Consider the following 24,567-nt stretch of genomic DNA (forward strand, 5'->3'; position numbering starts at 1 on the left):
TCAATCGCCAACTTTACTAGTTAGGTTATATTTATCATTTAGCCTCACAAAAGGTAAATAAATACCCGTTGCAATGCCCAAATTGAGTATTCCAACCAATAATGCTACCCAATTACCGCCAGTTGCTAAAAATCCCTTCAAGAATCCAGGTGTTGTCAGTGGGACTGGATAAACAGCTGCTGGCATCAAATGTAGGCTAAAAAATAGCCAAGCAACTAGACACGCTACGATTGGTGTAATGACCAACGGAATTACTAGTAACGGATTAAATAAAACCGGCATACCAATCAATAAGGGTGAATTCAAATTAAAGAAAGTGGGTAAGAAGCTTACTTTAGCCATGTACTGTAAGCGGTGATTATGCGATCGCAATAATAGCGCAATTAACAAGGCCAACATCATTCCGCCGCCACCGACAAAAGCATAAGTGTCGTATATGGCATGTAAATTAACTGGATACGGAATATTTTCTAAATGATGGTGCTGCAATGCATAATTCAAATTTTGTACCGAGAATATTGCATCATTGTGTCCATCAGCCAAATTGAGCGGCCCGGAAATCCCAATAATCATTAATAAATTACTAATTAAAACAATAACTAGTAACAGAAAAATATTTGTACCCCAATTGGCAGTTAACTGTGTAAATATCGTACTTGGCATTTCCGTAAAACCGTTGGCTACATTTGCATAAAATACCGCTGCTATGCTGGCAACAATTAACGTAAAAACAAGTATTGCTAACAGTTGATGCCTAACAAAGCGTCCTAACAACCAACTCACAAAAAGACCGATTATAATTGCTTCAAAGATACCGTGAAGTGTTACACCACTATAATTTAACGTTAAATTCAACGTACCATGCTTAGTTTCACCCGTGAATAGCGATTGATTATTGCACACCCATAAAAATGTCCCACTGATCATTCCGGCTAACCATTCATTTTGATGTTTTAATTTGGCGGCATTAGCGGCCACTAAAAAGGCAATCCAAATCACTACCAAATTATTAATTAAAATATCCAAGCTAGAAAAGAAATTACTAAATGAAACATAATTTGGCAACCACCTACTAACATGATAAAGCTGATTAAAAAAGCCGTTTGGAATAAAAATTGTTTTGTCAACTAAAGCAATGAATGCCCCTAATGTAACAACTGGAAAGGCGGTCATTAATGACCTTATAGTTACTTGGTACAATCTACGTTTACTAAGATTATTGCTAAAATTAACCAAATTATTTTCTAATTTCTGTTTAAAATATACCAAATTAACCTCCTGAAATAAATTTCAAACCTGTTTTTCAACTGTATTTGAAAAGAAATCAGACTCCTTGTATTTAGCCATAAAACGCGTATTAATTAACAATTGATCAAAGCTTTTTGCTAAACTTCTTACCTTAAACAGTGGTTCTTGATAATTACTTAGTAAGATAATTGCATTTTTTCCATTTGGACTAATGTGAATTGAAGATTCAAAACCATATCCGGCACCGTTAGTTAATTTGACGCGCCCTTGTGTATAAAAACCCGCCTCATATTTAGTATTTGATCCGCCTTGGTAGAGCTGATGTAAAGATTGTGCCGAAACTATTTTTCCTGCCAAAATTGCACTTTCAACACGATAAAGATCACCAACACTCATATAAACCTGACCAGTCCCCAGTTCATCATGTTCTAGGGCCGCATCATTACCACTAGGCTTAGTATAAATTAACACTTCCGGAATATCGTTTTTTCCATAATAACCACTTGCTAATGAAATACAATTTGGTAAATCATAGGCAAACGCCGTATGTTTCAAGCGTAATTTTTTAATGATCTGTCCATAAAATAGTTGTTGGTAACTTTGGTGTGTAATCTTTTCTAAAATACCAGATAGAAAATTAAAATTAACCGCCTGGTAATCCCATCTGCCATTCATCTCATTGTGATAGCGCACTCGCGAAATATCACTCTGAATAATCTCTGAATCAGATTTAACAGCATTCGGTCCAACAGAACCTTGCATAGACAGTCCAGAAGTCATATTTAACATCTGACGAATTGTAATATTTCGACTACCAGGAATACCTGGATAAAACATACTTAATCGATCTGATAATGTTAGCCTATGTTTCTCCACTTGCTGCATTATCAGAACAGCAGTAATAGATTTTTGGATAGAATCAATTTCGTACATGGTGTTTTTATAATTTTTAATGCCATTCTTAGCGTCAGAATAACCGGAGTAATAACTGGCTACTTTTTTCCCATTCTTATACATTTCGGCAGAACCAATATAATTTTCGTGGGTTAATGTTTGCACTAATTTATTCTGAGCCTTTGAATCAACTTCACTACTGACCAAACCTACTTTTCTTGCCTTCACATTTTGCCAATGCGCATTAACAGTACCCCTAAATAAAAGTGTGCCAATCAAAACAGCCACGACAGTGAAGAATATTTTGGCTAGCCGAGATCGATTTAACAAGGCCAACAGCCCCTTTTATTCATTTTTTACAGTATTTTGCCAGTTTTTAGAAAAAAATCTATTTTGAATTATATAATTCGGCTGTGGTTGTTTATTCGTCAAAAATGGATTAACTGTTTGATCAACCTTTAACCAACCACGCCAGCCTAAGTGAATTGTGTCTTCCATAAAGTACTTTTCGTTACCATAATCAGATAGGTCCAACACGTTATTAAATCCTTGTTGCCTTAATTGATATTCGATTTTCTGATCTGTTTGCCGAATCATAGGTATAGATAAACCAGTGTAATCAGCCCAACGAGCATTGATAGGCGGAATAATGAATTGTACGTTAACGTGCCATTTAGCAAACTGATTTAGCACAAGTTCAAAATCGCTATATTCTGGTGACCGACGATAATCCAACTTAGTTTGCGAATCTTTTAGGTCTTTGATTCGATTACCACTCAATCGTGTTTTATAAAATGTATTTTTAATGCCTAGTTTGTTGTTGGTTGTTTCACGACGTCCAACTTTTACCGCTAAATGATTTAGTTTGCTAATCGAATAATGTGCGGGCAAACTTTTTTCACCTTTTTGAACCTTAGCTAAATTATTATTCAATTGGAAACGCGAAAATAAAGAATCTTCATTTAATAAAATTGTCTCTTTAAATTTTAAAAACATTTTTTGAAATTCAGAAACAGGTTTGCCATGTTCAACATTTTCAAGTGCCGCCTCACCAATTTCGCTAGAACGACCTGATGGCATTTCAAGTAATCGTTTGGCCGCATATCGATCAGCAGTATCATTTTTAGCATTGATAATCCAATCAATTGTTTGCAATGGTGAATAGTAAAAACCAAAAGCATCGGGACGCTGCCCTTCCTTTGTAAACCACTGTGGTGAAATAATAAAAATTACTTTTTTACCTTTTAATTGCGTTCCTAAATTTTGCATTGTAAAATAATGCGTTAATGATTGCGATCCAGCGTTACCTAACAAAAACGGTCGATAAGAACGATGGTATTTTGCGGCCAATACTGATGGATGAAATTCGTCTAGCCTAGACAACTCTGAGGAACCAAAAAAGGGAACGTAACCATTTTCTAACGCCTGCTGTTTAATTTTGCGTCCCCGAAAAACTTTCGGAGATAATGAAACTGCCGCCTTTTTTTCTGTCTGTGAATTAAAATGTCCAAATCCAATTGGTAAAGATAATAGTAGAATCAGTAACCCAGCGGCAATTATCACAGGCCCAAATATCAACCATAATTTACCTTTTGTCTTCATTTCATTGATTCCACCTTCGCAATGATTTTATTAGGTGTATCCCACTCACTGCGATCAAATTCAGATACCGGTACATCAATGCCAAACCTTTCTTGTAATTCTAATAATAGTTCTACTGTTGCCATAGAATCGATCATTCCTGAATCAAATAAATTTTCGTCTAAATTACCGCTAACATCTGATCCTGTTAAATCTTTTAAAATATCTACTACTGTTTGTTTTGTACCCATATTAATTACCCCTTATTTTATAGAATTTAGCGTGCTGAAAACCAAAGTGTATTTAAAAAACCGGAAAAAATTAAAAAGCTAAAACAAACAACGTTAAACGTTATAAAAATTGCAATTCCCTCTGTTAATCGATTATGTGGTAACTGCCGGTGCTTCTTCTTAAATCCTAACCAATAATCATTAATAATGATGGCCCCAGCGTGAAAGAGTCCATAAACGATATAATACCAAGTCACGCCGTGCCAGAAGCCCATAATCAAGAAATTGGCTAAATAGGCTACTTGTGGAATTCGCTTACGATTTTTAATCAAACGATGTTTCATAATAAAAAATGTCAAACGCATGAAAATAAAATCACGGAACCAAAAGGACAAAGTCATGTGCCAACGATTCCAAAAATCTTTAATATTATGTGCTTTAAATGGTTGATTAAAATTCATTGGTGTCTCAATTCCCATTAAATAGCTCGCAGCAACTGCGAATAGACTGTAACCAGCAAAATCAAAAAATAGATACATGCTGTAAGTGTACATATAACCAACTAGTGCTAGAGAAATCCCAGTGTGAAAAAACGCTTCTCGATGCATAATTGCAATATGTGCAATCTTAGGAAGCATCATTGTCCCAAATAAGTAACTCAATATAAATTTATATAGAAAACCTAAGAAAATATAGTGAACTGCTTTGTCCAACATTTGGAGGTAATGTTTACGATCTGGTATCTGTATATAATCATGCTGGAAACGCCGATACCGATCGATTGGCCCAGAGGAGATAGTTGGAAAAAATAGTAAAAATCGCGCAAACATAATTGGATCAAACTTTTTAATCGTTCCGTCCCGCATTTCCATAACCATCTGCACTGATTTAAACGTCAAATAGCTAATCCCTAAAAAGCCAATTAAAGACTGGCGACCCACCTGAATTGCTGGTGTGATTTTAACAATTACAAGAGGAATAATACTTAGTATCACTGTGCAAACAAATACCCACGTTTGATTGGCACGTCTTTTATACACAGCATAACCGCCAACAACTATAAACTGATAAACAATATATCCGATTAGCGCCAATCCCTGTTGCCACTTTGAACCACCAAAAATTAGAAGTAAGAAAATCGCGGAAATGATTGTTTGGTAAACAACGAATCGCTTACCAAAATATAAACCAATCATTAGTGGTAATAATCCCACTAATAAATAAACAAAATACATCGGATTGCCATACGGTTGTAAATTAATCATTTGAGTTAGCCTCTTTAATCATGGCCTTGATATCGACTTTACCATTGATCGTTAATGGCAAAGAGGAACGGTACTCAAATCGCTGTGGAATCATGTACGCCATCATTTCTTGCCGCAGTTGCTGTTTTAAGGCCTTTGTCACTTCAAATGCAGGTCTGCTAGTATTATTTTGTAAAACGACATAGGCGTTCAGCGCCGTAACTTTATGCTGTCGATTATATTTAGGCACTGCCACTGCTGATTTTATCAATTCTTGTTGATTTAAATAATGATTAACTTCCTCTAGCTCAATTCGATAACCGTTTAATTTAATTTGAAAGTCGATTCTGCCTTTGTAAAATACTAAACCAGTTGCGTCAACCGTTCCCAAATCACCAGTATGATAGAATTGTTGACTTTCCCCCAAAAAGACTTGTTTAGTTTTTTGAGGAGAATTCAGATAACCTTTTGAAACACTTGGACCACTAATAATAATCTCACCAGCCTGATTTTGCGCATTCAGGTTATCAAGTTTGATAGTAGTATCTTGTTTGGCATATCCAATTGGCAACCGTTGGTATTTATCAAGTATTGCATTAGTAATTTCAATTGCAGTGACGGCAACGGTTGTCTCCGTCGGCCCGTAAGTGTTAAAAATTAGAGCATCTGGAAAGCGCTGCTTTAACCTAACTGCAGTTTGATGGGTTAATTCTTCACCACAAAATAGAAAATGAGATAATTCGGGGTATTTACTTTGTTTGAAACTTGGTTCGAGCAAACAAATATCAATTAACGATGGTGTAGACACCCAGACATTTAATGCAAGCTTAGGCAACGTCTCGAATAACGATTTAAAGTTGTCAGTTACCTCCTTGGGTAGTACCTGCAACGTTCCCCCCATGACCAACGTGGGATACAAATCCATCACTGATAGATCAAATGAATATGGTGCTTGAGATAAGATCACTGGCCTTTCAGGAACATTAAAATCACTGACTAACCAATTAACAAAACTCAATAAATTCCGATGGCTAATTTGAACACCTTTTGGTTTACCTGTGGTTCCAGAAGTGAAAATAATATAGAAATTTTCATTATTTTTTACTGAATGGGTCAACGGATACTGGTTAGATTGTCGGAAAATCGCTTCTAACTTTGCTATCTCAATCGTCTTAACTGCCTGCAATTTCACCGGCAAGGGTTGGATAGCGATCACTAACTCTGGTTGGGCAATATTCTGAATCATTGTAAGCCGATCCTTAGGTGAATGTTGATCAACTGGAATATAGGCATGCCCGGATTTGACACACCCTAAAAATGCCACAATCATTGAAAATGTTTGATCACCATAAACCATAATTGGTGATCCACTGGTCAAATTCAACCCATCAATATAACCAGCCAATGCATCCGAATAGTTTTTTAGTTCACGATAAGTATTAGTTTTGCCTAAATAATCATATGCAATTGCGGTTGGCGTTTTTTGAGCAATCTCATCAATTGCCTTAATAATATCCATTGTCATAGCTCTCTCATCTCCCAAAAAACATGTTATTTAAAATTCATTGTAGATAAACTTGCTATTGTTAATACCGCTATAACCATATAAATAAACTAAAACTAACAATATCAAAAAATAAAAAATGGTTTGTAAAATAAATTTAACCCACGGCTTAGTCACTATTATTTTCAAACGTGCCATTTAAACTTCATCCCTTTTTATCTTTAAAATATTAACCTTTAAATCAAATTGCCTTACCAATAAAAATAGCCCTTCAAGTATTAATTACAATTCTTATTGTAATCAGTACGCGAAAGGCTTCTACTCATAATTTCTGAACAAATTCTTAAGGATTCTCAGAATTAGCTCTTGTTCTTTTTTAAAGTTACAACAAAACAACTGCCATGGGGTACATTGTCTTGTACTTTAATCTCGCCATGGTTCAGCTCAACCAACTGTGCCGTGATTGCTAACCCAAGTCCTGAACCATTAATTTTTTGAGAACGAGATTGATCTGCACGATAAAAGCGATCAAAAATGTGCCACTTATCTTGACCCTTGATTCCAGCTCCTTCATCATTAACTTTAACTTGAATATCATTAAATCGATCGGTTACTTCAATACTAATGGTCGACTTAGCAGGTGAATATTTATGCGCATTATCTAATAATGCAGTTATAATCTGCTCGACACTATCCTGATTAGCATAAACAATAATATTATTCGTGTCCTTCAAAATCAAATGCTGCGTAATTTGTTGCCGATAATTCTTGCAAATCTTGCTCAATAAACTGCTTAAATTGAAATGTTTCAATTCCAATTTAGCATGATCCATTCGCGATAATTGTAATAGATTTTCAATCAATCGCTGCATTCGCAAGGATTCTGAATCAATATAGGCCAGTGATGTAGGTACTATATCAGGATGCTTTTCGCCATGTCGGTGAATCAAACTAATATGTCCCCGAATCCCCGCCAATGGTGTTCTTAATTCATGTGAGGCATCTGAAACAAATTGATGTTCATGTAGCACCTGTTTATTAAGTGTCCCCAGCAATCGATTAAATTCAATACTTAAATCATGTACCTCTTGCGGATTATCAAAAATTGGTAGCGATTCATGGTAGGTAATGTTTTCAGTGTTATTAATTTTGTGAGTTGCTGTCGTCAAATCTACTAATGGCTTATTAAGTCGCTGTGCCAATCTAGAGATGAACCATAATCCGATTAAAAAGCTAAACGCTACTATCAAACTAATTGTTTCTAAGATTTCTTCAAAAAGATGAACAACATTATTTAAGCTTAACCAAATTTCATATTTAATTTTTGGTTGTTCGTTAGTATTGTGACCACTACGATCATAATCAACTGTGTGATAATAAACGCCTTGTTCAGATCGATATTGAATATTTTTTAACAGTGGCCATGAATGAAATTTTTCGTTTAAGAATGCTTTAGTGTGAGGTGAGTAAAACTCTTTTTGCGCTTGATTAGGAATATTTACTTTCACTTTTACAAAAGTATTACTCGTATCAAGTGTGCTCTCGCTTCTCCAGAGAATCCAATCTGGTTTATTATCAACGAGTGACCGTTTTAAAACTATCATCAAAGACTCGGCATCTTTACGTTTATTACTGACTAATCGATAACCAACGATGGTAATAATTGAGCTGCTCATTAATAATGTAATTAGAATTAAAATAATGGCATATGATTTAGTAATCTGTGCCGCATTTGTATTACTATTTTTCTTTTTTTTCATTAACATTATCGTCTCTCAGTGTATAACCTACCCCACGAACAGTATGAATTAACGGCTTATTTTCAAAGTCAATTTTATTTCGTAAATAACGAATATAGACATCAACGATATTTAACTGCCCTTGAAAATCTACCCCCCACACTAGATTCAAGAGCTCATCACGAGTCAAAGTTTCTTCCTTATGCTTAATCAAACTTAATAATAAATCATATTCTCGTTGGGTCAATTGAATTACTTTACCAGCTCGACGAACCTGACGAGATTTTGTATCAAGCAATAAATCGGCTATTTTATAACTTGTTTGGGATGCGTTATTTTGTTTTTTATCTCGCCTTAAGGCCACTCGTATACGTGCTAATAGTTCCTCAATTTCAAATGGTTTTGTAATATAATCATCCGCACCATTGTCTAGTCCAGCTACTTTATCTCCAACATAATCACGTGCCGTCATCATAATTATTGGCACATCATCGTGCCTTCGAATTCGTCGCATTACTTCTAATCCATCTAACTTTGGCAACATCCAGTCCAATAAAATTAAATTGATTTGCCTGGATTTACTCGTGTAATCGGTCAAGGCCTCTTTACCATCTCTGGCAACAATTACAGCATAATCCTCAAATTTCAACTCCGTCTGCAAAAAAGAAATTAGACTTTCCTCATCTTCAACTAATAAAATTGTTCTTCTCATTTTAGACTTCTCCTCAATCCAACTCATTTCATCAAATTACACATACTTTGCAATTACACTCACCTAGGACTATAAAGTGAAACAGTAAAAAAAGTCAATGCTCCTTTGAGAAACATTACTGCGACATAAACGATTCGGCTAAAAAGTCTTAAAAATTACTTCTACTAATATTTTCTGACGAATAAACAAGCTCTAATCTAAATATTTAACGCCAAAAATGGCAACTCCTAGCAAAATAAAATTTTACTGCAGTCGCCATTTTTATCTGTTATTAAATTTTATTTATAGTCGTCACTCGCCAAGTAAATAGAGTTGCTAACTTGCCATCACAGCCTTCGTTGGTTCAAGGTCCAGCTGCATATGGTAATATTTATGATCGCCAATTAACTTTGTCCCCACAGTTTCGTAATCAAAGCGCTGGTACAATTTTTTTGCACTAGGATTAGCAAAATCAACATTCAAACCAATTGTTGTCATGTCGTCACGTTGAACGTAATTCGGCAATGCCTTTAGAAGCTTACCGCCAATACCGTGCCCCTGATAATTTGGATCCACAGCAATCGAATCCAAGTACCATTCATCCGTAAAAGTTTCTGACTCAAGCTCTAAAGGCTCAACAGCAAAAGCAGCGTTTTTAGCGGATAGGCGCGTCATAACAGCATCAACAGCGTCCTCATTTTCATCAGGATAACCAAATGCTACCCCAACAATTCGGTGATTAATTTCGGCCACCACGGTCGTTGCCTTACCAGACAGATAAGCATCCGTTTGGTAAGCGGCCCTGATGACCTTCAGCAGGTCACCGTCAGGAACGTCTTCGAGCTCTTCCAACTGCATTTCGTCATAAATAAGATTGATAAGTGGGGCGATCTGGCCCGCGTCATCTTTCTGTGCTTCTCTAATTATCAAAAAATTCCCTCCGTATCATACCTCGGCATCCACAAACACATTTAATGATTGGATTAAATGCAGTTTACTGTTCATGACCTATCGTATGTAATTATTAGTATAGCTAAGGAAGAAATTCATGTCAAAAAGATAGCCTTGATTAAAGCGCTTTCTTGAAAACTAATTATTTAACTTAGGGCGCTTTTCAAAACACTCTCGCTCTAATTGCTGCAGGTGGGGTAATAAAACGGCTTGTGGTTGATAGCCCGTGACCCGCTGGTAAGGCCTTCCCTGCCAAAAAATCATTAACGTTGGTAGGCCCTGAACGCCGCACGCCTTGGTACTTTGTGGATTCTGATCCACATTTAAGCGAACTACCTTTAATGCGGAAATATTTTGCTCGCAAGCTAGTAGAATTGGGGTCATCTTCTGACATGGCGCACACCATGCCGCACAAAAATCCACCAAAATAAAACCGGCCGCCGTCGCCGTGACAAAGCTTTTATCAGTAATATTCTTGGCCATTTTTCAGTATCACTTTCTATAAATGGTTGTAAACTGGTTGACTTAAGAAACTAGTATCATTCCACCGAATTTTTTTGTATTGCCGACCGTCACTAGTCGTCAAAACACTGATACTGGTGTTATCAATGTAGCCATCCGCCAATAATTGATCGTAGGGCACCCCTAATAAACTACGCATTAAGATTGTCAACATCGTTCCGTGCCCAACAAAAAGAAGTGTTTGGTCGTTATCAGCCGAGACAACTTGCTGCATAAAACCGACACCACGCTGAACAACTGTTTGAAAAGGTTCGCCATTAAAACTAGCTGGATTAAAAGCACTTGGTGCGTGTACAAAATTATAATATTGGGGGTGGTCAGTATAATCTTTAATTCGGTGCCCTTCCCAATCGCCTAAACTCATTTCACGCAATGGTTCAGCTAGACGAATTGGTTGGGGTGTTTCTAGTTGAGCATTATTCTGCCGCAACACTACTTCGGCAGTTGCAACCGCGCGCATTTGCGGACTGGCATAAATACGATCAAATAAAATGTTCTGTAAGGACTCGCCGGCCTCCTTAGCACCACGAATTCCAATTGGCATTAAAGGTGTATCAACTAGGGCCCCATTTACACGACCTTGAGCATTCATTTGAGTAACACCGTGGCGAATAAAATAACAAGTCGTCATGTCACTATCTCCATTTCTTTTACTATCTCTGCCTATCATAGTAATTTATCGGCAAAGATGCAAAACAAAATTTGGGCCTAATGTTCCGAAATTATTTTTTTAAGTACTTCTGTGACTAAATTAGATCATGTTTGAAAAAATGTCACTTTAATTAGCGACATTTTTTGTGGTATTCGTCAATCAGCTTTAAAAGATTACATTAAGAAAGGTTTCTAATTGACGTTAAACCGGTATAATGATTTTATAGAGTTAGATCATATGTTTTAGTCACTTTTTAGTTTTTGTTGCTCCGCAATATAACATTTACAACTAACTTTATTCTTCAGTATTTAAAACGATAAATAACAAACTAGGAAGTGCTCCCCAGGCCGTACTAAAAATTACTTTTGTTAGTTTTTCTACTCAATTTGGCCTAAACATATTTGAAAGAGCCGCTTCCTGTGCATTTCCAAACACTCCCTAGCTTTAACCTATTTACAAGGAGGACAAACATGACTTTTTTTTGGCTATTTTTTGATGTTTTAATCTTAATCAGTATTGCCGTCTCAGTTTACTGGCAATCACAGATTACCGTCCGTGCTAAATATAATTTCAGCTCACTGATTTACGGCATGATTTTCGGCGTTCTATTAATGATGTATCCGTCACCTGGTTTAATCTGGTTAGTTTTAGTTGCCGGATTTATTCTAATGAATATTATTTCTGGTGTTGGCGGTCTGACTACAAACCGGATTATCGGTAACGGCTTCTTTTACCCAACGATCGTTCGTTTCAGTGATCTTGCCACCATCACATTAACCAATCAGCCAATGCCTGGTCAACGCCATTTAGTTATTGCCATTTTCACCCTAAAACGCGGTCGTAACGTTCGCTTAAATTTTGGTCAATCAACGGAAGTTTTAATTGATGCACTACGTCCAAATTTACCAACGGAAGTTTCATTAGTTGTTCGTTAAAATTAAATTATCTACACTAAAAAAGAAGGCTGGGCCAAAATCAAATTTTGGCCCAGCCTTCTTTTTTATTTCCGAACATTATGCTAGAACGTGCGCCAAAAGTCTGGGTTCACGTGCCTAACTACAGCTAATCCAATAACCATAGTACGGTTATTAGATTAGCCTACGTTACGCAGTAAACCCAAAACCGACTTTTATCCCACTCCCGCATTTCTTTTATTTAGAGTGTATCTTGAAACATCAAGTTGACTTGCTTAGTGCTTGGCTTAGTGTCGACTTCAACCACGATTCGTTTTAAATCCTTTTGAAAACTTTCATTGGTAATTGAAGCACCCGTTTCGGCACGAATATCAGCAATTTCCATTTTATTCAATTCAAAATTTTGGGTAACGTAACGTGTCGTATAAAAATAATTATCGTAAATCTGCGCAAGAACTGTTAAAGGAATGTGCAGTGCCGCCTTGCGATCAGCTACTAGTTCGTAATCCGTACGCATGACTGGCTGGCCGTCAATTAAAGCCGTTTGAAAAAATTCAGAAAGTTTCATTAAATAACCTCTTTAAAATTTTATTGAGCGGCTGGCCTAAACCACAGGTTGGGTCGCTCCATAAGCCATCATACCATACTACTTTGCCGCAGCAATTGCTTGAACTAAATCATCAATCAAATCGGCCGTTCCTTCAATGCCAACGGATAATCGCAATAAATTAGGCGTAATTCCTAGAGCTTGACGCCGTTTCTCCGTCATATCAGCGTGTGTTTGAACTGCAGGTACAGTTAGTAAGCTTTCCACGCCACCTAGACTTTCAGCAAACGAAACAACCTCTAAATGTTGTAAGAATTGATCAACACTATAGCTTTTACTTAAGTAAAAACTAATCATTCCACCATGTCCCGGGTAAAGAACCTTGTCAATTGCGTTATTTTTCTTTAACGTTTGGACAATTGCTTGAGCATTTTCTTCTTGTTTGGCCAAACGTAAAGGCAACGTTTTCAAACTACGAATTAAGAGCCAACAGTCAAAGGGATCAAGATTGGCACCAGTCGTTATAAAGTTAAACCGTAATTTATCAGCAATCTCGTTGTTGCGCGTCATGACAGCTCCGGCCAACAAATCGTTATGCCCGCCAAGGTATTTCCTTGCGCTATGTAAGACGACATCGGCCCCTTCATTTAGTGGCTGCTGCAGCAATGGGGTGTAAAACGTGTTATCAACAATTACTTGCACTGAGCCTTGGGCGTGGGCAAGCTGGGCGGTCTTTTCAATACTAATAATCTTCATCGTTGGATTCGATGGCGTCTCAATCCAAACTGCCTTTGTGGTCGGCTGTAATAAATCTTGTAGCTTATCAAAATTTTGTCCATCCCATAAATCAAATTGAATGCCATAATTCTTCGTTAACAGATCAAAAAAACGAAAAGATCCACCGTAAAGATCATCTGACGTAATAATTCGGTCACCCGTTTTAAATTGTGATAACACTAGTTGAATTGCCGCCATCCCTGAAGTTAGGGCAAATGCATCAGTGGCATCTTCCAATTTAGCTAATGTTTGTTCCAAAACATCACGGGTTGGTGTCGTTACGCGGGAATAGTCGTAACCCGTTGATTGCCCTAAGCCAGCGTGACGAAACGCGGTTGATAGATACAGTGGTGTTGAAACAACTCCTGTTTTTACATCATCCGTTCGATTGCCTGCCTGTGCTAAAATTGTTTCAATTGATCGTTTATTACTTTCTTTTGCCATCTTTTTTCGCTCCTTTAAAATAAAAAAAGCCCCTCAGCAAATTAATGCCAAAGGGCGCAACTGCGCGGTACCACCTTTATTTTAGAAAATTATCTTTCTCTTCGGATCTAACAATCCTTAACCTGATAACGGCGGTTACCGCAACTACTTAATTTTCTGTAATTGGTTTCTCCAAGACCATTTTTCGGCTGCCGCCTACCCACTTCCAGCAACGTGGACTCTCTAGCTCATAAGGCAACCGTACTTATCTCTTCAGCAAAACTTCCTAGCGTTCTGTTTGGAAAATACTTTTAATAGTGTTTATCTAACTAATTTAGTGTAAACATGTTTGAAAAAACAGCTTCCTGTGCTTTTTCAAACACTCTCTAGCGTTATTATAGGACTGTTAAAATGAAAAGTAAATGAGACAGATTAAATTAATTTCATTTAAGAAAGGAACTTATTAAATGCCACAATTTAAAATTGGTCATTTGCTTACAGATTCAGTTACTCATTATCAGGAACAAATCACTTACGAAATTAATAACGATGGTTTAAATATTTTTCTGGCCTTAAATCGACCAACATTAAATGAACGCACAGCCATTCAAAGTGGCAAAATCAACTATACTGTCACGAAGGCTGACAATATTATTTTGAATTTATTGCAATTTACACCGCTCAATTGGATGTTGGCCCCCTATAATCGCTTTTTAGAAACCAATTTTGATGTCCAAAAGTTTACTACCGAAGCCAATCATGATCAATTAAACGCTGATTTTATCTTTGTTGATGGAAGTACTGGTATTTTACTTGATTACAAAATTCTCCAATTGGCACCTGCTTACTGGCGACGTTTGAGTAGTCTCATCAGCCAACAACAATTAATGCAACCAGAAACTTATAATCAGCGACTGGAGCAATTGCTCAAAAAACAACGGCCCAAGGACTGGCTAAATGGTTTACCGATCTATACTTTAGATCAATTATAAATCCAACTTTGGACTGAGCATATTTGCTGCGCAGGCTGCTAAAATATGGTATAAATTTTAAAACGGAGTGTGCTAAAAGTCGGTTTTGGGTTTACTGCGTAACGTAGGCTAATCTAATAACCGCACTGTGGTTATTAGATTAGCTGTAGTCGTGTTTGAAAAAGCAGATTCCTGCGGTTGCCATGTTTCAACTTGGCGATTTTCGCCGTAGTTGAATGGACAACGGATGAAGTATCAAGATTATTAGCGTACTTGACTAATAATCCTCAATTGCGGAATAGTAGCTACAACAGCCAAATCACCTTTTTCAAAGGTAATTCGTCTGTTTAGGCTAACCCTCAGAGCCATGTTTCTTGCGGCACGAACTTTGCCACAAGAATGGCCATCGTTCGTAGCATCAAGATTATTAGCGGTCTAGGCTAATAATCCCCAATTGTGAAGTAGAATCTAACCGCTTTTTCAAACACTTCCGTTAGGCACGTGAACCCAGACTTTTAGCACACGTTCTAGAGTAATATTCGAAAAAAATAAAAAGCTAGGACTTTTGTCCCGGCCGCTACTTTCATTGGATGGGGGAAAGCCTATGAGTACAGCGACGTCACGCCGTTTAATTAATTTGATTTCACTTGCCGGTCTTGGAATTTCCATTTGGTTTACAATTTATTGTTTTCAATTAGGCGTTTTCAAGAATACTTCTGCCTTACAGGGCCTAGTTGAACAAGCTAAGTTTTTTGGTCCACTGCTTTTTATTGTTCTCCAAATTGTCCAAGTTGTGATTCCTATCATTCCAGGTGGAATCAGTTTGGCGGCTGGTGTCCTGATCTTTGGGCCAGTTGAAGGATTTGTCTACAACTACATTGGCATTGTTCTCGGTTCAATCATTGCCTTTCTTTTAGGACGTCGTTTTGGCAAACCACTTGTCCATCATTTAATCAGCGATAAAATTTACAACAAATATATTGGTTGGCTTGATAATCAAAATCGCTTTACTAAGCTATTCGCCATTGCCATTTTCTTACCAGTAGCACCAGATGACGTTTTGTGTTTACTAGCCGGCCTGACAAAAATGTCACTTAAAACCTTTAGCTTAATTATTATCTTAGGTAAACCGGCCACCATTCTCGCCTATAGCTACGTGTTAGTTTACGGTGGCACCTTATTGAGCCACTTTATTTAGAACTAGTAATTTTCATACACGTTTACACTAACTTAGTCAGGTAAATACTTTCTATTCAATCTAATCCAAATAAAAAAGATAATTGTTTAAGCCCTTCAAAATGGGCCTGAGCAATTATCTTTTTTAGGTTACGCTATTCAGCACTTAAAACTGGTAGGGCTGCTTTCATTTCCTGAGCGTACTTTTTTAAGGCTGGCGCCGCGTTTGTACCGTGTTGGGCCACAAGTTTTACGATCGCGCTGCCAACGATCACGCCGTCGGCAATTGCGCCAAGTTCGCTTGCCTGCTCTGGCGTATGAACGCCAAAACCAATTGCGGTTGGTGTGTCAGTATATTGTCGAATTTGCTGAATCAGTTGATGTAAATCCGTTTTGATTGTATTTCGCGTTCCAGTGACACCCATTGATGAAACGACGTAAATAAAACCAGTAGCGTGTTTCACAATTTTTTCAATTCGGTGCCCTGAAGTTGGTGTTACTAGCGGAATTAAGTCAACAGCATACTTGGCCGCAATTGGTGCCAGATCATCCTTTTCTTCGTAAGGCATATCGGGAATGATTAGGCCAGACACCCCTAATTTTTGACAACGAGCGCAAAATTTATCGTAGCCGTATTTAAAGACAATATTTAAGTACGTTAAAAAGACTAACGGCACAGCTGTTTCCTTGCGAATTGCCGCGACAATTTCGAAAATCTTATCCGGGGTTACGCCAACTTTAAAAGCACGCAAATCGGCCTCTTGGATAACCGGGCCATCTGCTACTGGATCAGAAAAAGGAATACCTAATTCAACTAAATCGGCACCGCCCTCTGCTAAAGCAACCACATTTTTCACCGTGCTGTCTGCGTCTGGATCATCGGCAACAACAAAACCGATAAACGCTTTTTTATTTTGAAAAACTTTCGCTAGTTCACTCATTAATATCAACTCCCCGGTATTTTGCGATTGAGGCAACATCTTTGTCCCCGCGTCCAGATAAAGTACAAATGATTACTTGGTCTTTACGCATTTTTGGTGCCATTTTTTCAACGTATGCAACTGCATGAGAACTTTCAATCGCCGCAATGATACCTTCCGTTTTAGCAATGTATTCAAACGCATCAACGGCCTCATCATCAGTGATACCGACGTACTGGGCCCGACCACTTGCATTTAAAGCAGCATGTTCTGGTCCAACACCTGGATAATCAAGCCCAGCAGAAATGGAATAGACTTTATCAATTTGGCCAAACTTATCTTGTAGGAATACAGATTTCATACCGTGAAAAATACCTGTGGAACCTCTCTCTAGCGTCGCTGCCGTTTGATCGGTATCAACACCACGGCCGGCTGCTTCACAACCAATGAGCTGCACGCTAGGATCGTTAATAAATTCCGCGAAGCTTCCAATGGCGTTACTACCGCCACCAACACAAGCAACAATCGCATCTGGCAGCTTACCGGTTTCCTTTAAAATTTGTGCTCGTGCCTCACGACTGATAACACTTTGAAAATCACGGACCATCTCGGGAAACGGATGGGGTCCAACAGCCGAGCCAATGACGTAAAAAGTATCATCTACCCGACTAGCCCATTCCTGCATCGCCGCGTTAATTGCGTCCTTTAAGACCATTGAACCGCTCGTCACCGAATGAACTTTAGCACCTAATAACTCCATTCGGTAAACGTTTAATTTTTGCCGGTCAGTATCCATTTTACCCATGTAAATTTCACAGGACATACCGAACAAGGCTGCAATTGTAGCCGTAGCAACACCGTGTTGACCGGCGCCAGTTTCGGCGATTAAACGTGTTTTCCCCAAACGCTTGGCCAACAATGCTTGGCCGATAACATTATTAATTTTATGGGCCCCAGTGTGATTTAAATCCTCACGCTTAAAGTAGATTTGTGCACCCCCTAAATCATCACTCATTCGCTTTGCGTGGTACAACAGTGATGGTCGATTAGCGTAGTTATTTAGTAGGTCAGTTAGCTCTTTTTGAAATTCAGGATCATTCTTTGCTTCATTGTAGGTCGTTTCAATTCGCTCTAATTCAGTCATTAGCGTTTCTGGAATATATTGACCACCATAAATGCCGTAACGTCCTTTTTTTTGTTTTTCAATCATTTTTTCGTTCCCCTTTATTAATGGTTTCCGTGGACTAATTGAACCATTTGCCGCATTTTAACCGGATCTTTAACGTTTGCTGTTTCAATCCCACTAGAGACATCAATCACAGCTGGCGCAACTGTCGTGATTGCTTGTTTCACATTGGCCAGTGTAATGCCGCCAGCTAAAAAGATTGGTTGCTTAACGTTTGCCGGTATTTTCTGCCAGGCAAACGTTTTGCCAGCACCTTTACCACCATCAAACATTACAGCATCGGCCCTAGTTGATTGATAGGTTTGTTGTTGTAGATTAACAACCTGAATCACCTTTGCGCCAGCTTGCTGCAAAGTTTGAACGGTCGTCTCATCTTCTTGCCCGTGCAATTGGATAATTGTAATTGCTCCACTTTGGTAGGCCGCCAACATAGTTGCAATTGGCGCGTTAACAAACACCCCAACACTTTTAATCTGTGCCGCTAATTGTTGCCGGAACTTCAGCGCAGTCGCTAAATTAATTTGCCGGTGACTTTTAGCAAAGACGAACCCGGCATAATCTGGTTGGACCGCGTTTGCCGCACTAATATCCTGCGGTCGAAATAATCCACATAACTTAACCTTGGTCATGCCAGCACCTGGCCTTTTAATTGGGCCAACATTTGTACCTTATTCGTTGCCCGCATCATGGTCTCACCAATTAAAACGCCGTTAATACCGTCTTGGCGCAGGCGGTCAACATCGGCGGCAGTCTTAACGCCGCTTTCCGAAATAAAGGCAATTTGACTTGGCACTAAACGCCGTAAACGTAAACTCGTTTGTAAATCTACCGTAAAGTCCTTTAAATTACGATTATTTACGCCGATGATCCGTGCACCGGCTGTTAGGGCTTGTTGTACTTCTTGTTCATCATGAGCCTCAACAATCGCTGAAAGCCCTAAACTCGTTGCCAATTCTAAATAGTTTTTTAACTGCTCTGGGCTTAAAATCGCACAAATCAACAAGATGACTTGAGCACCATTAGCCTTTGCTTGATAGATCATGTAAGAATCAATCGTAAAATCTTTGCGCAAAACTGGCACTGGCACCTGAGCGGCAACTTCCTTTAAATACTTCAACTGACCTTTAAAATAAGTGGGCTCAGTTAAAACTGAAATTGCTTCAACTCCGGCGGCTACATAGTCTTGAGCAATTTGCAGATAAGGAAAATCGGCAGCAATTTCGCCCTTTGAAGGGGAAGCCTTTTTGATTTCGCAAATAAAATGTAAACCAGGTTGGTGCAACATTTTCTCAAAAGGGAAGTTAGTTGTTTTAGGTATTTTTGCAACCTGTTGTTGTAATTTCGCCAATGGTAAATGTTGTTTATCCCTTGTAACTCGCACCTTAGTGACTTTAACTAAATCATCTAAAATCATGCGGCCACCGCTTCCTGGCTAAGTTGAATAAAGGCAGCAAGTTTAGCTGCAGCCTTACCGGAATCAATGGTTTTGGCCGCTAAATCAATGGCCTGTTGAAGCGTTAACTCAGGATGCGCAATGTGCAATGCACAGCCAGCGTTCATTAAAACAACATCCCGTTGTGGTCCTTTTTTACCGGCTAAAATATCCCGCGTGATTTGGGCATTATCGGCTGGCGTACCCCCAACTAAATCGGCCGGTTGACAACGTTTCAAACCAAATTGTTCAGGAGTAATAGCGTAAGAACTAAATTCTCCTTGTTGCAATTCACAAACCTGTGTTGGCCCAGTTAACGAAACCTCATCCAATCCATCGGCACCGTGAACAACCATTGCGTTCTTAACCCCAAGCTGTTGTAATACGTGAGCCATTGGTTCTAAGAGTGATTGATCATAAACACCTAAAAGCTGCATTGTTGCCCCTGCTGGATTTGCTAGCGGCCCAAGGATGTTGAATAAAGTATGAATGCCCAAACTCTTACGTACTGGTGCAACGTATTTCATCGCCTGATGATATTCCTGAGCAAACAAGAAACAAATTCCAATTTTGTGTAAAATGGCTTCACTCGCTTCTGGGGTAACGTCGATTTTAACACCCAGTGCTTCTAGGACATCAGCGGCACCGCTACGACTTGAAGCTGCCCGGTTACCGTGTTTAGCAACCGGAGTTCCAGCAGCCGCAATCACTAAAGCAGAAGTTGTTGAAATATTGAAAGAATTAGAATGATCACCGCCAGTTCCGACAATTTCTAAAACAGGTTCTTGAGCATCAAATTGTAACGCATGGGCACGCATTGCACTGGCCGAGCCAGCAATCTCCGCGATCGTTTCGTGTTTCATTGCCAAAGCCGTTAAGAGACTAGCAATTTGGCTATCCACCGCTTTACCACTCATAATTTCATCAATCACTTGTTCTGCCTGTTCAAAGGTCAAATCCTGTTGGTCAGTTACTGTTTTAATCGCTTCTTTAATCATGTTAATTCCTCCAATTTTGTTTTACGTCATTGTCATGTCTTGTTCATTAGTCGATTCAATAATGCGTTGCCACCGTTTTCCGGGTAATTGTTGCATGGTTTTCACTCCTTAGTTAGATAGTGTTTGAAAAGGCGGTTAGATTCTGAGGATTACTAACGATGTCGATCGGACTAAGGTGAACCGAAGTCCGAATCGCAGCCTAAACAGACGAATTACCTTTGAAAAAGGTGATTTGGCTGTTGTAGCTAACCGCAGGAAGCTGCTTTTTCAAACACGTTTACGTCGAATCTCTTAAAAAAATCATTAAACTAGTTTCAAACTAATAATTCATTAAAAAAACACCGCGAAAAAAATCCGCCCATAACAATCTCTTGTTAAGGACGGATTTTTCCGCGGTGCCACCTTAATTCAGTCACGAAATTAGTCTATTCCAAAAAAAGATAAACTAACTAATCTCGTCACTACGCTTAGCAAGGGACAAACATCCCTCCGGCAACTGACGCGTGCCTGACGTCAAACTGTAGTAAGAGTGAGAAAAAAGCTGCTCAACTTCTGGAAGCTAGCTTTTTTCTCACGTTTCCATTCCGGTGAAACTGCTTCTACCTGGATTATGGAAACGTGAAATGCAAGACAGCTTCCTGCGGTTAGCTACATAAGTCGTCTCGGTCATTACATGACCAAGCCGCCTTATTAGGCTAATCCTCAGAAGCTAACCATCTTTCATTTCACTCTTTTCCATTCCGGTGAAACTGCCTCTACCTGGATGGTGGAAACGTGGCCCAAAAGACAGATTACTCCGAATAGCGACGTTCACCAAATCATCCGCTTCGCGAATAATTCGGCAAACTAGGCTATTCTCCGTAATCTAACCGTCTTTTGGTCCACTCTTTTCGAGTTTGCCCTCGGTGGTCCATTTAATTGTCTGCGTTCGACTGCCATTCTCAGCACCGGCAACTCTCTTTACGTGCACAACAATCTTGATCTCCACCTCATCGGTTTTTGAACGATATTTGATTGACACTAACATTAAAACTAACTGTGCAATTTGTCAACATATTTTTAAAAACTAATTTAATATTAATCTTTCAACTTTCACAAACGGCTAAAAAGTTTCTTACAATTTGGCGACCCACCGTTTCATCAGTCATGATTGATTCGGGATGGAACTGAACACCATAAACTTGGTGTTCTTCATCGGCTAAGGCCATAATCTCACCCTTGGCCGTTTTTGCCGTAATCTGTAAGTTGGTTGGAAAATTTGCCTGCGCCGCAATTAACGAATGATAGCGCGCAGCCTGAAATTTAGTAGGACAAGCATTAAACAACGTACTTGCTTGTTGTACCATAATTTCTGATGGCTTACCGTGCATCAATTGTGCCGCGGCGACAACCTGCCCACCATACGCGACACAAATGGCTTGGTGTCCGAGGCAAACACCAAATAATGGTATTTTACCAGCAAACTTTTCAACAACTGCCAAGGTCACTCCAGCATCCTCTGGTCGGCCAGGCCCTGGAGAAAGAATAATACCGCTTGGGTTCAGGTCCGCAATCTGTGTTGTCGTCAGTTGATCATTTTTTACCACACGAACTTCTTCTTGGGTCATTTGACCAACAAGTTGGTACAAGTTATAAGTAAAACTATCGTAATTATCAATTATTAACAGCATAATGCACCTCCTGTTTTGCGACTTGTTGCAAAGCCGTCACAACTGACCGTGCCTTATTGTTAAATTCTTGATATTCGTATTTGGCAATGCTATCAGCCACAATACCGGCGCCGGAATGGACAACTAGATTAGTTCCTTTTCGATAAGCCAAACGAATGCCAATACATAAGTCCAAGTCACCATCAAAATCCAAATAACCAAGACAACCACCGTACAAGCCACGCTTATTTTGTTCCAGTTCATTGATCAACTGCATGGCACGAACTTTAGGCGCTCCGGATAAGGTCCCTGCTGGCATCAAGGCATCGAGAATATCAATGCTAGATTGATCTGATCTGACCTCGCTTTCAATTGTTGAACCAAGGTGCATCACTTGGCTAAACCGTAATAATTGGCGACAGCTAGTAACCTTAACACTACCAAAACGACTAACCCGGCCTAAATCGTTTCGGCCTAAATCGATTAACATATTGTGCTCAGATAATTCCTTTTCATTATGTTGCAGCTCCGCGGCCAGACGCTGATCTTCGGCCTCCGTTTTACCGCGACGCCGAGTGCCAGCCAACGGATAGGTCACTAATTGTGTTCCCTGTCGACTAATTAAAGTTTCTGGTGAGGCCCCTAATGCTTCAAAATCACCATCCTGAAAATAAAATTGATACGGCGATGGGCTTTGGTGAAATAAGGTTGGTGCTGCGGCAAATAAACTACCGGCCATATCCGCGTGCTGTGGATTAGATAGAATTAACTGAAAAATATCTCCCGCGACAATATGTTGTTTGGTTTGTTCAACTAAATTCGTAAAGGTTGGCAAATTAAACTGCAGTTGTAAGGCTGACTTTAGTTGTAAAGTTACCGGGACAAAACTCTGTTGTAACTGTAGAATAGTTCGTTTTAATTTACCAAGTTGCACCTGTACCTGTTCAAATCGATTATTTAATTCATTTGTTGGTACAATCTGGCTTAACGTCACAATTTTAGTCCGTTGATTATAAGCAATAACTTGATCGGCCAATAACAGATCAACATCATCCAATTGATAAGGATCACTGACACTGGACGATAACGTTGGGTTAGCGTACTGAGCATAATCGTAGGCAAAGTAACCTACCAGTCCCCCTTGAAAAGGTGGTGAATCTGGTAATTTAGGCGTTCTAAACCTGTTCAATAATTCTTCTAGGTAAGGTTTAATTGCTGTCTTTTTAGTTGTTGTCTTTCCATTTTTGATTACCGTTAATTGCCCGTTGCGGTAATGGATTTTCATTTTAGGTTGATAGCCAATAAAGGTATAACCATCTAACTTCGGCTTTGGTGCACCCGTTAGTAAATAACTAGTATGTCCCTGTTGGCGCAAGTGGCTGACCAAATTAAGTGGGTTAAACTGCAATACTTTAAACTGCATCGTTACTGGAACTGCTGGATAATCAGCATAAATTGCTAAATCTTCTTTTTTCATTTTTAATCGCCTCACAATTGATTTTTCTAAGTTGCCATCAATTGTAAACGCCATCGTTTTCCAGGTAATTGCTGCATAGTTTTCACTCCTTAGTTAGATAGTGTTTGAAAAGGCGGTTAGATTCTGAGGATTAGCCTAGATTGCCGAATTATTCGCGTAGCGGATGATTTGGTGATCGTAGCTAACCGCAGGAATCTGCCTTTTCAAACACGTTTAAGCTGAATCTCTTGAAAACTTAATTAAAAAAAACACCGCGAAAAAAATCCGCCCATAACAATTTCTTGTTAAGGACGGATTTTTCCGCGGTGCCACCTTAATTCAGTCACGAAATTAGTCTATTCCAAAAAAAGATAAACTAACTAATCTCGTCACTACGCTTAGCAAGGGACAAACATCCCTCCGGCAACTGACGCGTGCCTGACGTCAAACTGTAGTAAGAGTGAGAAAAAAGCTGCTCAACTTCTGGAAGCTAGCCTAGAATTGTAACTAATTTTCGCAGAAAATTTGTTATGATTCGTAGCTAGCTGGAAGAAGTTAACTTTTTTCTCACGTTTCCATTCCGGTGAAACTGTCTTAACCTGGATTGTGGAAACGTGAAATGCAAGACAGCTTCCTGCGGTTAGCTACATAAGTCGTCTCGGTCATTACATGACCAAGCCGCCTTATTAGGCTAATCCTCAGAAGCTAACCGTCTTTCATTTCACTCTTTTCGAGTTTGCCCTCGGTGGTCCATTTAATTGTCTGCGTTCGACTGCCATTCTCAGCACCGGCAACTCTCTTTGCGTGCACAACAATCTTGATCTCCACCTCATCGGTTTTTGATGCTATTTATTGTTTCAAA

The 24,567-nt window shown here is 39.0% G+C and carries 24 protein-coding genes; 3 read left to right on the top strand and 21 right to left on the bottom strand.

Translation table 11 applies throughout. The annotated features are described in order from the left end of the window. The 12 genes from EKM98_RS04920 to EKM98_RS04975 all read right to left on the bottom strand — a co-directional run bounded on the left by EKM98_RS04920 (window position 1) and on the right by EKM98_RS04975 (window position 11,235). Window positions 1–1,173 (bottom strand): PTS transporter subunit EIIC, encoded by a 1,173-nt coding sequence (locus EKM98_RS04920; RefSeq protein ID WP_100071685.1) that lies wholly within the window; start codon window positions 1,171–1,173, stop codon window positions 1–3. Window positions 1,174–1,290: 117 nt separating this feature from the next. After that, window positions 1,291–2,472, bottom strand: coding sequence for a serine hydrolase domain-containing protein (locus EKM98_RS04925; RefSeq protein ID WP_068222215.1), 1,182 nt, complete (start codon window positions 2,470–2,472; stop codon window positions 1,291–1,293). A gap of 15 nt (window positions 2,473–2,487) precedes the next feature. Then, on the bottom strand, window positions 2,488–3,744 hold the full coding sequence (dltD, locus tag EKM98_RS04930; protein ID WP_068279748.1) for a D-alanyl-lipoteichoic acid biosynthesis protein DltD: 1,257 nt from the start codon (window positions 3,742–3,744) through the stop codon (window positions 2,488–2,490). Further along, window positions 3,741–3,974 carry a D-alanine--poly(phosphoribitol) ligase subunit DltC gene (dltC, locus tag EKM98_RS04935; RefSeq protein WP_125980975.1) on the bottom strand — a complete coding sequence of 78 codons (234 nt, stop codon included), beginning with the start codon at window positions 3,972–3,974 and terminating at the stop codon, window positions 3,741–3,743. Before dltC ends, dltD begins: the two co-directional genes overlap by 4 nt. Window positions 3,975–4,000: 26 nt before the next feature. Beyond that, window positions 4,001–5,218: a D-alanyl-lipoteichoic acid biosynthesis protein DltB gene (dltB, locus tag EKM98_RS04940; protein WP_068222205.1), complete on the bottom strand. Its 1,218-nt coding sequence runs from the start codon at window positions 5,216–5,218 to the stop codon at window positions 4,001–4,003. After that, entirely contained in the window at window positions 5,211–6,722 is a 1,512-nt protein-coding gene (gene dltA / locus EKM98_RS04945) for a D-alanine--poly(phosphoribitol) ligase subunit DltA (RefSeq protein WP_068222202.1), read from the bottom strand. Before dltA ends, dltB begins: the two co-directional genes overlap by 8 nt. A gap of 30 nt (window positions 6,723–6,752) precedes the next feature. Continuing rightward, window positions 6,753–6,899, bottom strand: coding sequence for a teichoic acid D-Ala incorporation-associated protein DltX (locus EKM98_RS04950; protein ID WP_068222200.1), 147 nt, complete (start codon window positions 6,897–6,899; stop codon window positions 6,753–6,755). A gap of 161 nt (window positions 6,900–7,060) precedes the next feature. Beyond that, entirely contained in the window at window positions 7,061–8,461 is a 1,401-nt protein-coding gene (locus EKM98_RS04955; protein WP_225359786.1) for a sensor histidine kinase, read from the bottom strand. Further along, on the bottom strand, window positions 8,442–9,152 hold the full coding sequence (locus EKM98_RS04960; protein ID WP_068222192.1) for a response regulator transcription factor: 711 nt from the start codon (window positions 9,150–9,152) through the stop codon (window positions 8,442–8,444). Before EKM98_RS04960 ends, EKM98_RS04955 begins: the two co-directional genes overlap by 20 nt. Before the next feature lie 315 nt (window positions 9,153–9,467). Beyond that, window positions 9,468–10,061 carry a GNAT family N-acetyltransferase gene (locus EKM98_RS04965; RefSeq protein WP_068222189.1) on the bottom strand — a complete coding sequence of 198 codons (594 nt, stop codon included), beginning with the start codon at window positions 10,059–10,061 and terminating at the stop codon, window positions 9,468–9,470. Window positions 10,062–10,220: 159 nt separating this feature from the next. Then, the gene (locus tag EKM98_RS04970) at window positions 10,221–10,565 is read right to left on the bottom strand and encodes a thioredoxin family protein (RefSeq protein ID WP_125980977.1); all 345 of its coding nucleotides are present in this window, start codon (window positions 10,563–10,565) and stop codon (window positions 10,221–10,223) included. Between the two features lie 16 nt (window positions 10,566–10,581). Then, window positions 10,582–11,235: a histidine phosphatase family protein gene (locus tag EKM98_RS04975; RefSeq protein ID WP_164512659.1), complete on the bottom strand. Its 654-nt coding sequence runs from the start codon at window positions 11,233–11,235 to the stop codon at window positions 10,582–10,584. A 491-nt stretch (window positions 11,236–11,726) separates the two neighbouring features. Here EKM98_RS04975 and EKM98_RS04980 point away from each other — a divergent pair, with 491 nt between their 5' ends. After that, window positions 11,727–12,191: a hypothetical protein gene (locus tag EKM98_RS04980; protein ID WP_125980981.1), complete on the top strand. Its 465-nt coding sequence runs from the start codon at window positions 11,727–11,729 to the stop codon at window positions 12,189–12,191. A gap of 220 nt (window positions 12,192–12,411) precedes the next feature. Here the strand turns inward: EKM98_RS04980 and EKM98_RS04985 are convergent, their stop codons facing one another. Both EKM98_RS04985 and EKM98_RS04990 read right to left on the bottom strand, forming a co-directional pair. Next, entirely contained in the window at window positions 12,412–12,738 is a 327-nt protein-coding gene (locus EKM98_RS04985) for a hypothetical protein (protein ID WP_125980983.1), read from the bottom strand. Between the two features lie 78 nt (window positions 12,739–12,816). Continuing rightward, complete coding sequence (locus tag EKM98_RS04990) at window positions 12,817–13,938, bottom strand: aminotransferase class I/II-fold pyridoxal phosphate-dependent enzyme (RefSeq protein WP_125980985.1); 1,122 nt, start codon at window positions 13,936–13,938, stop codon at window positions 12,817–12,819. A gap of 446 nt (window positions 13,939–14,384) precedes the next feature. Between EKM98_RS04990 and EKM98_RS04995 the strand changes: the two genes are divergently transcribed. Further along, window positions 14,385–14,909 carry a hypothetical protein gene (locus EKM98_RS04995; protein ID WP_125980987.1) on the top strand — a complete coding sequence of 175 codons (525 nt, stop codon included), beginning with the start codon at window positions 14,385–14,387 and terminating at the stop codon, window positions 14,907–14,909. A gap of 583 nt (window positions 14,910–15,492) precedes the next feature. Continuing rightward, window positions 15,493–16,086 (top strand): TVP38/TMEM64 family protein, encoded by a 594-nt coding sequence (locus EKM98_RS05000; RefSeq protein WP_068279743.1) that lies wholly within the window; start codon window positions 15,493–15,495, stop codon window positions 16,084–16,086. Between the two features lie 133 nt (window positions 16,087–16,219). Here the strand turns inward: EKM98_RS05000 and trpA are convergent, their stop codons facing one another. The 7 genes from trpA to EKM98_RS05035 all read right to left on the bottom strand — a co-directional run bounded on the left by trpA (window position 16,220) and on the right by EKM98_RS05035 (window position 23,726). Beyond that, window positions 16,220–17,005, bottom strand: a complete 786-nt coding sequence (trpA, locus tag EKM98_RS05005) for a tryptophan synthase subunit alpha (RefSeq protein ID WP_125980989.1) — start codon at window positions 17,003–17,005, stop codon at window positions 16,220–16,222. Further along, a complete protein-coding gene (gene trpB / locus EKM98_RS05010) occupies window positions 16,998–18,194 on the bottom strand; it encodes a tryptophan synthase subunit beta (protein WP_125980991.1) in 1,197 nt (398 codons plus the stop codon). Before trpB ends, trpA begins: the two co-directional genes overlap by 8 nt. A gap of 17 nt (window positions 18,195–18,211) precedes the next feature. Beyond that, window positions 18,212–18,799: a phosphoribosylanthranilate isomerase gene (locus EKM98_RS05015; protein WP_125980993.1), complete on the bottom strand. Its 588-nt coding sequence runs from the start codon at window positions 18,797–18,799 to the stop codon at window positions 18,212–18,214. Then, complete coding sequence (gene trpC, locus EKM98_RS05020; protein WP_068222148.1) at window positions 18,796–19,584, bottom strand: indole-3-glycerol phosphate synthase TrpC; 789 nt, start codon at window positions 19,582–19,584, stop codon at window positions 18,796–18,798. The genes EKM98_RS05015 and trpC overlap by 4 nt, the downstream gene beginning before the upstream one ends. Beyond that, window positions 19,581–20,600, bottom strand: a complete 1,020-nt coding sequence (trpD, locus tag EKM98_RS05025; RefSeq protein ID WP_068222145.1) for an anthranilate phosphoribosyltransferase — start codon at window positions 20,598–20,600, stop codon at window positions 19,581–19,583. The genes trpC and trpD overlap by 4 nt, the downstream gene beginning before the upstream one ends. Before the next feature lie 1,085 nt (window positions 20,601–21,685). Next, window positions 21,686–22,270 (bottom strand): anthranilate synthase component II, encoded by a 585-nt coding sequence (locus EKM98_RS05030; protein ID WP_068222142.1) that lies wholly within the window; start codon window positions 22,268–22,270, stop codon window positions 21,686–21,688. Next, window positions 22,254–23,726 carry an anthranilate synthase component I family protein gene (locus EKM98_RS05035; RefSeq protein WP_125980995.1) on the bottom strand — a complete coding sequence of 491 codons (1,473 nt, stop codon included), beginning with the start codon at window positions 23,724–23,726 and terminating at the stop codon, window positions 22,254–22,256. Before EKM98_RS05035 ends, EKM98_RS05030 begins: the two co-directional genes overlap by 17 nt. Window positions 23,727–24,567 lie beyond the last annotated feature (841 nt).

It is taken from the genome of Loigolactobacillus iwatensis, from assembly GCF_003950295.1.
Lineage (GTDB): Bacteria > Bacillota > Bacilli > Lactobacillales > Lactobacillaceae > Loigolactobacillus > Loigolactobacillus iwatensis.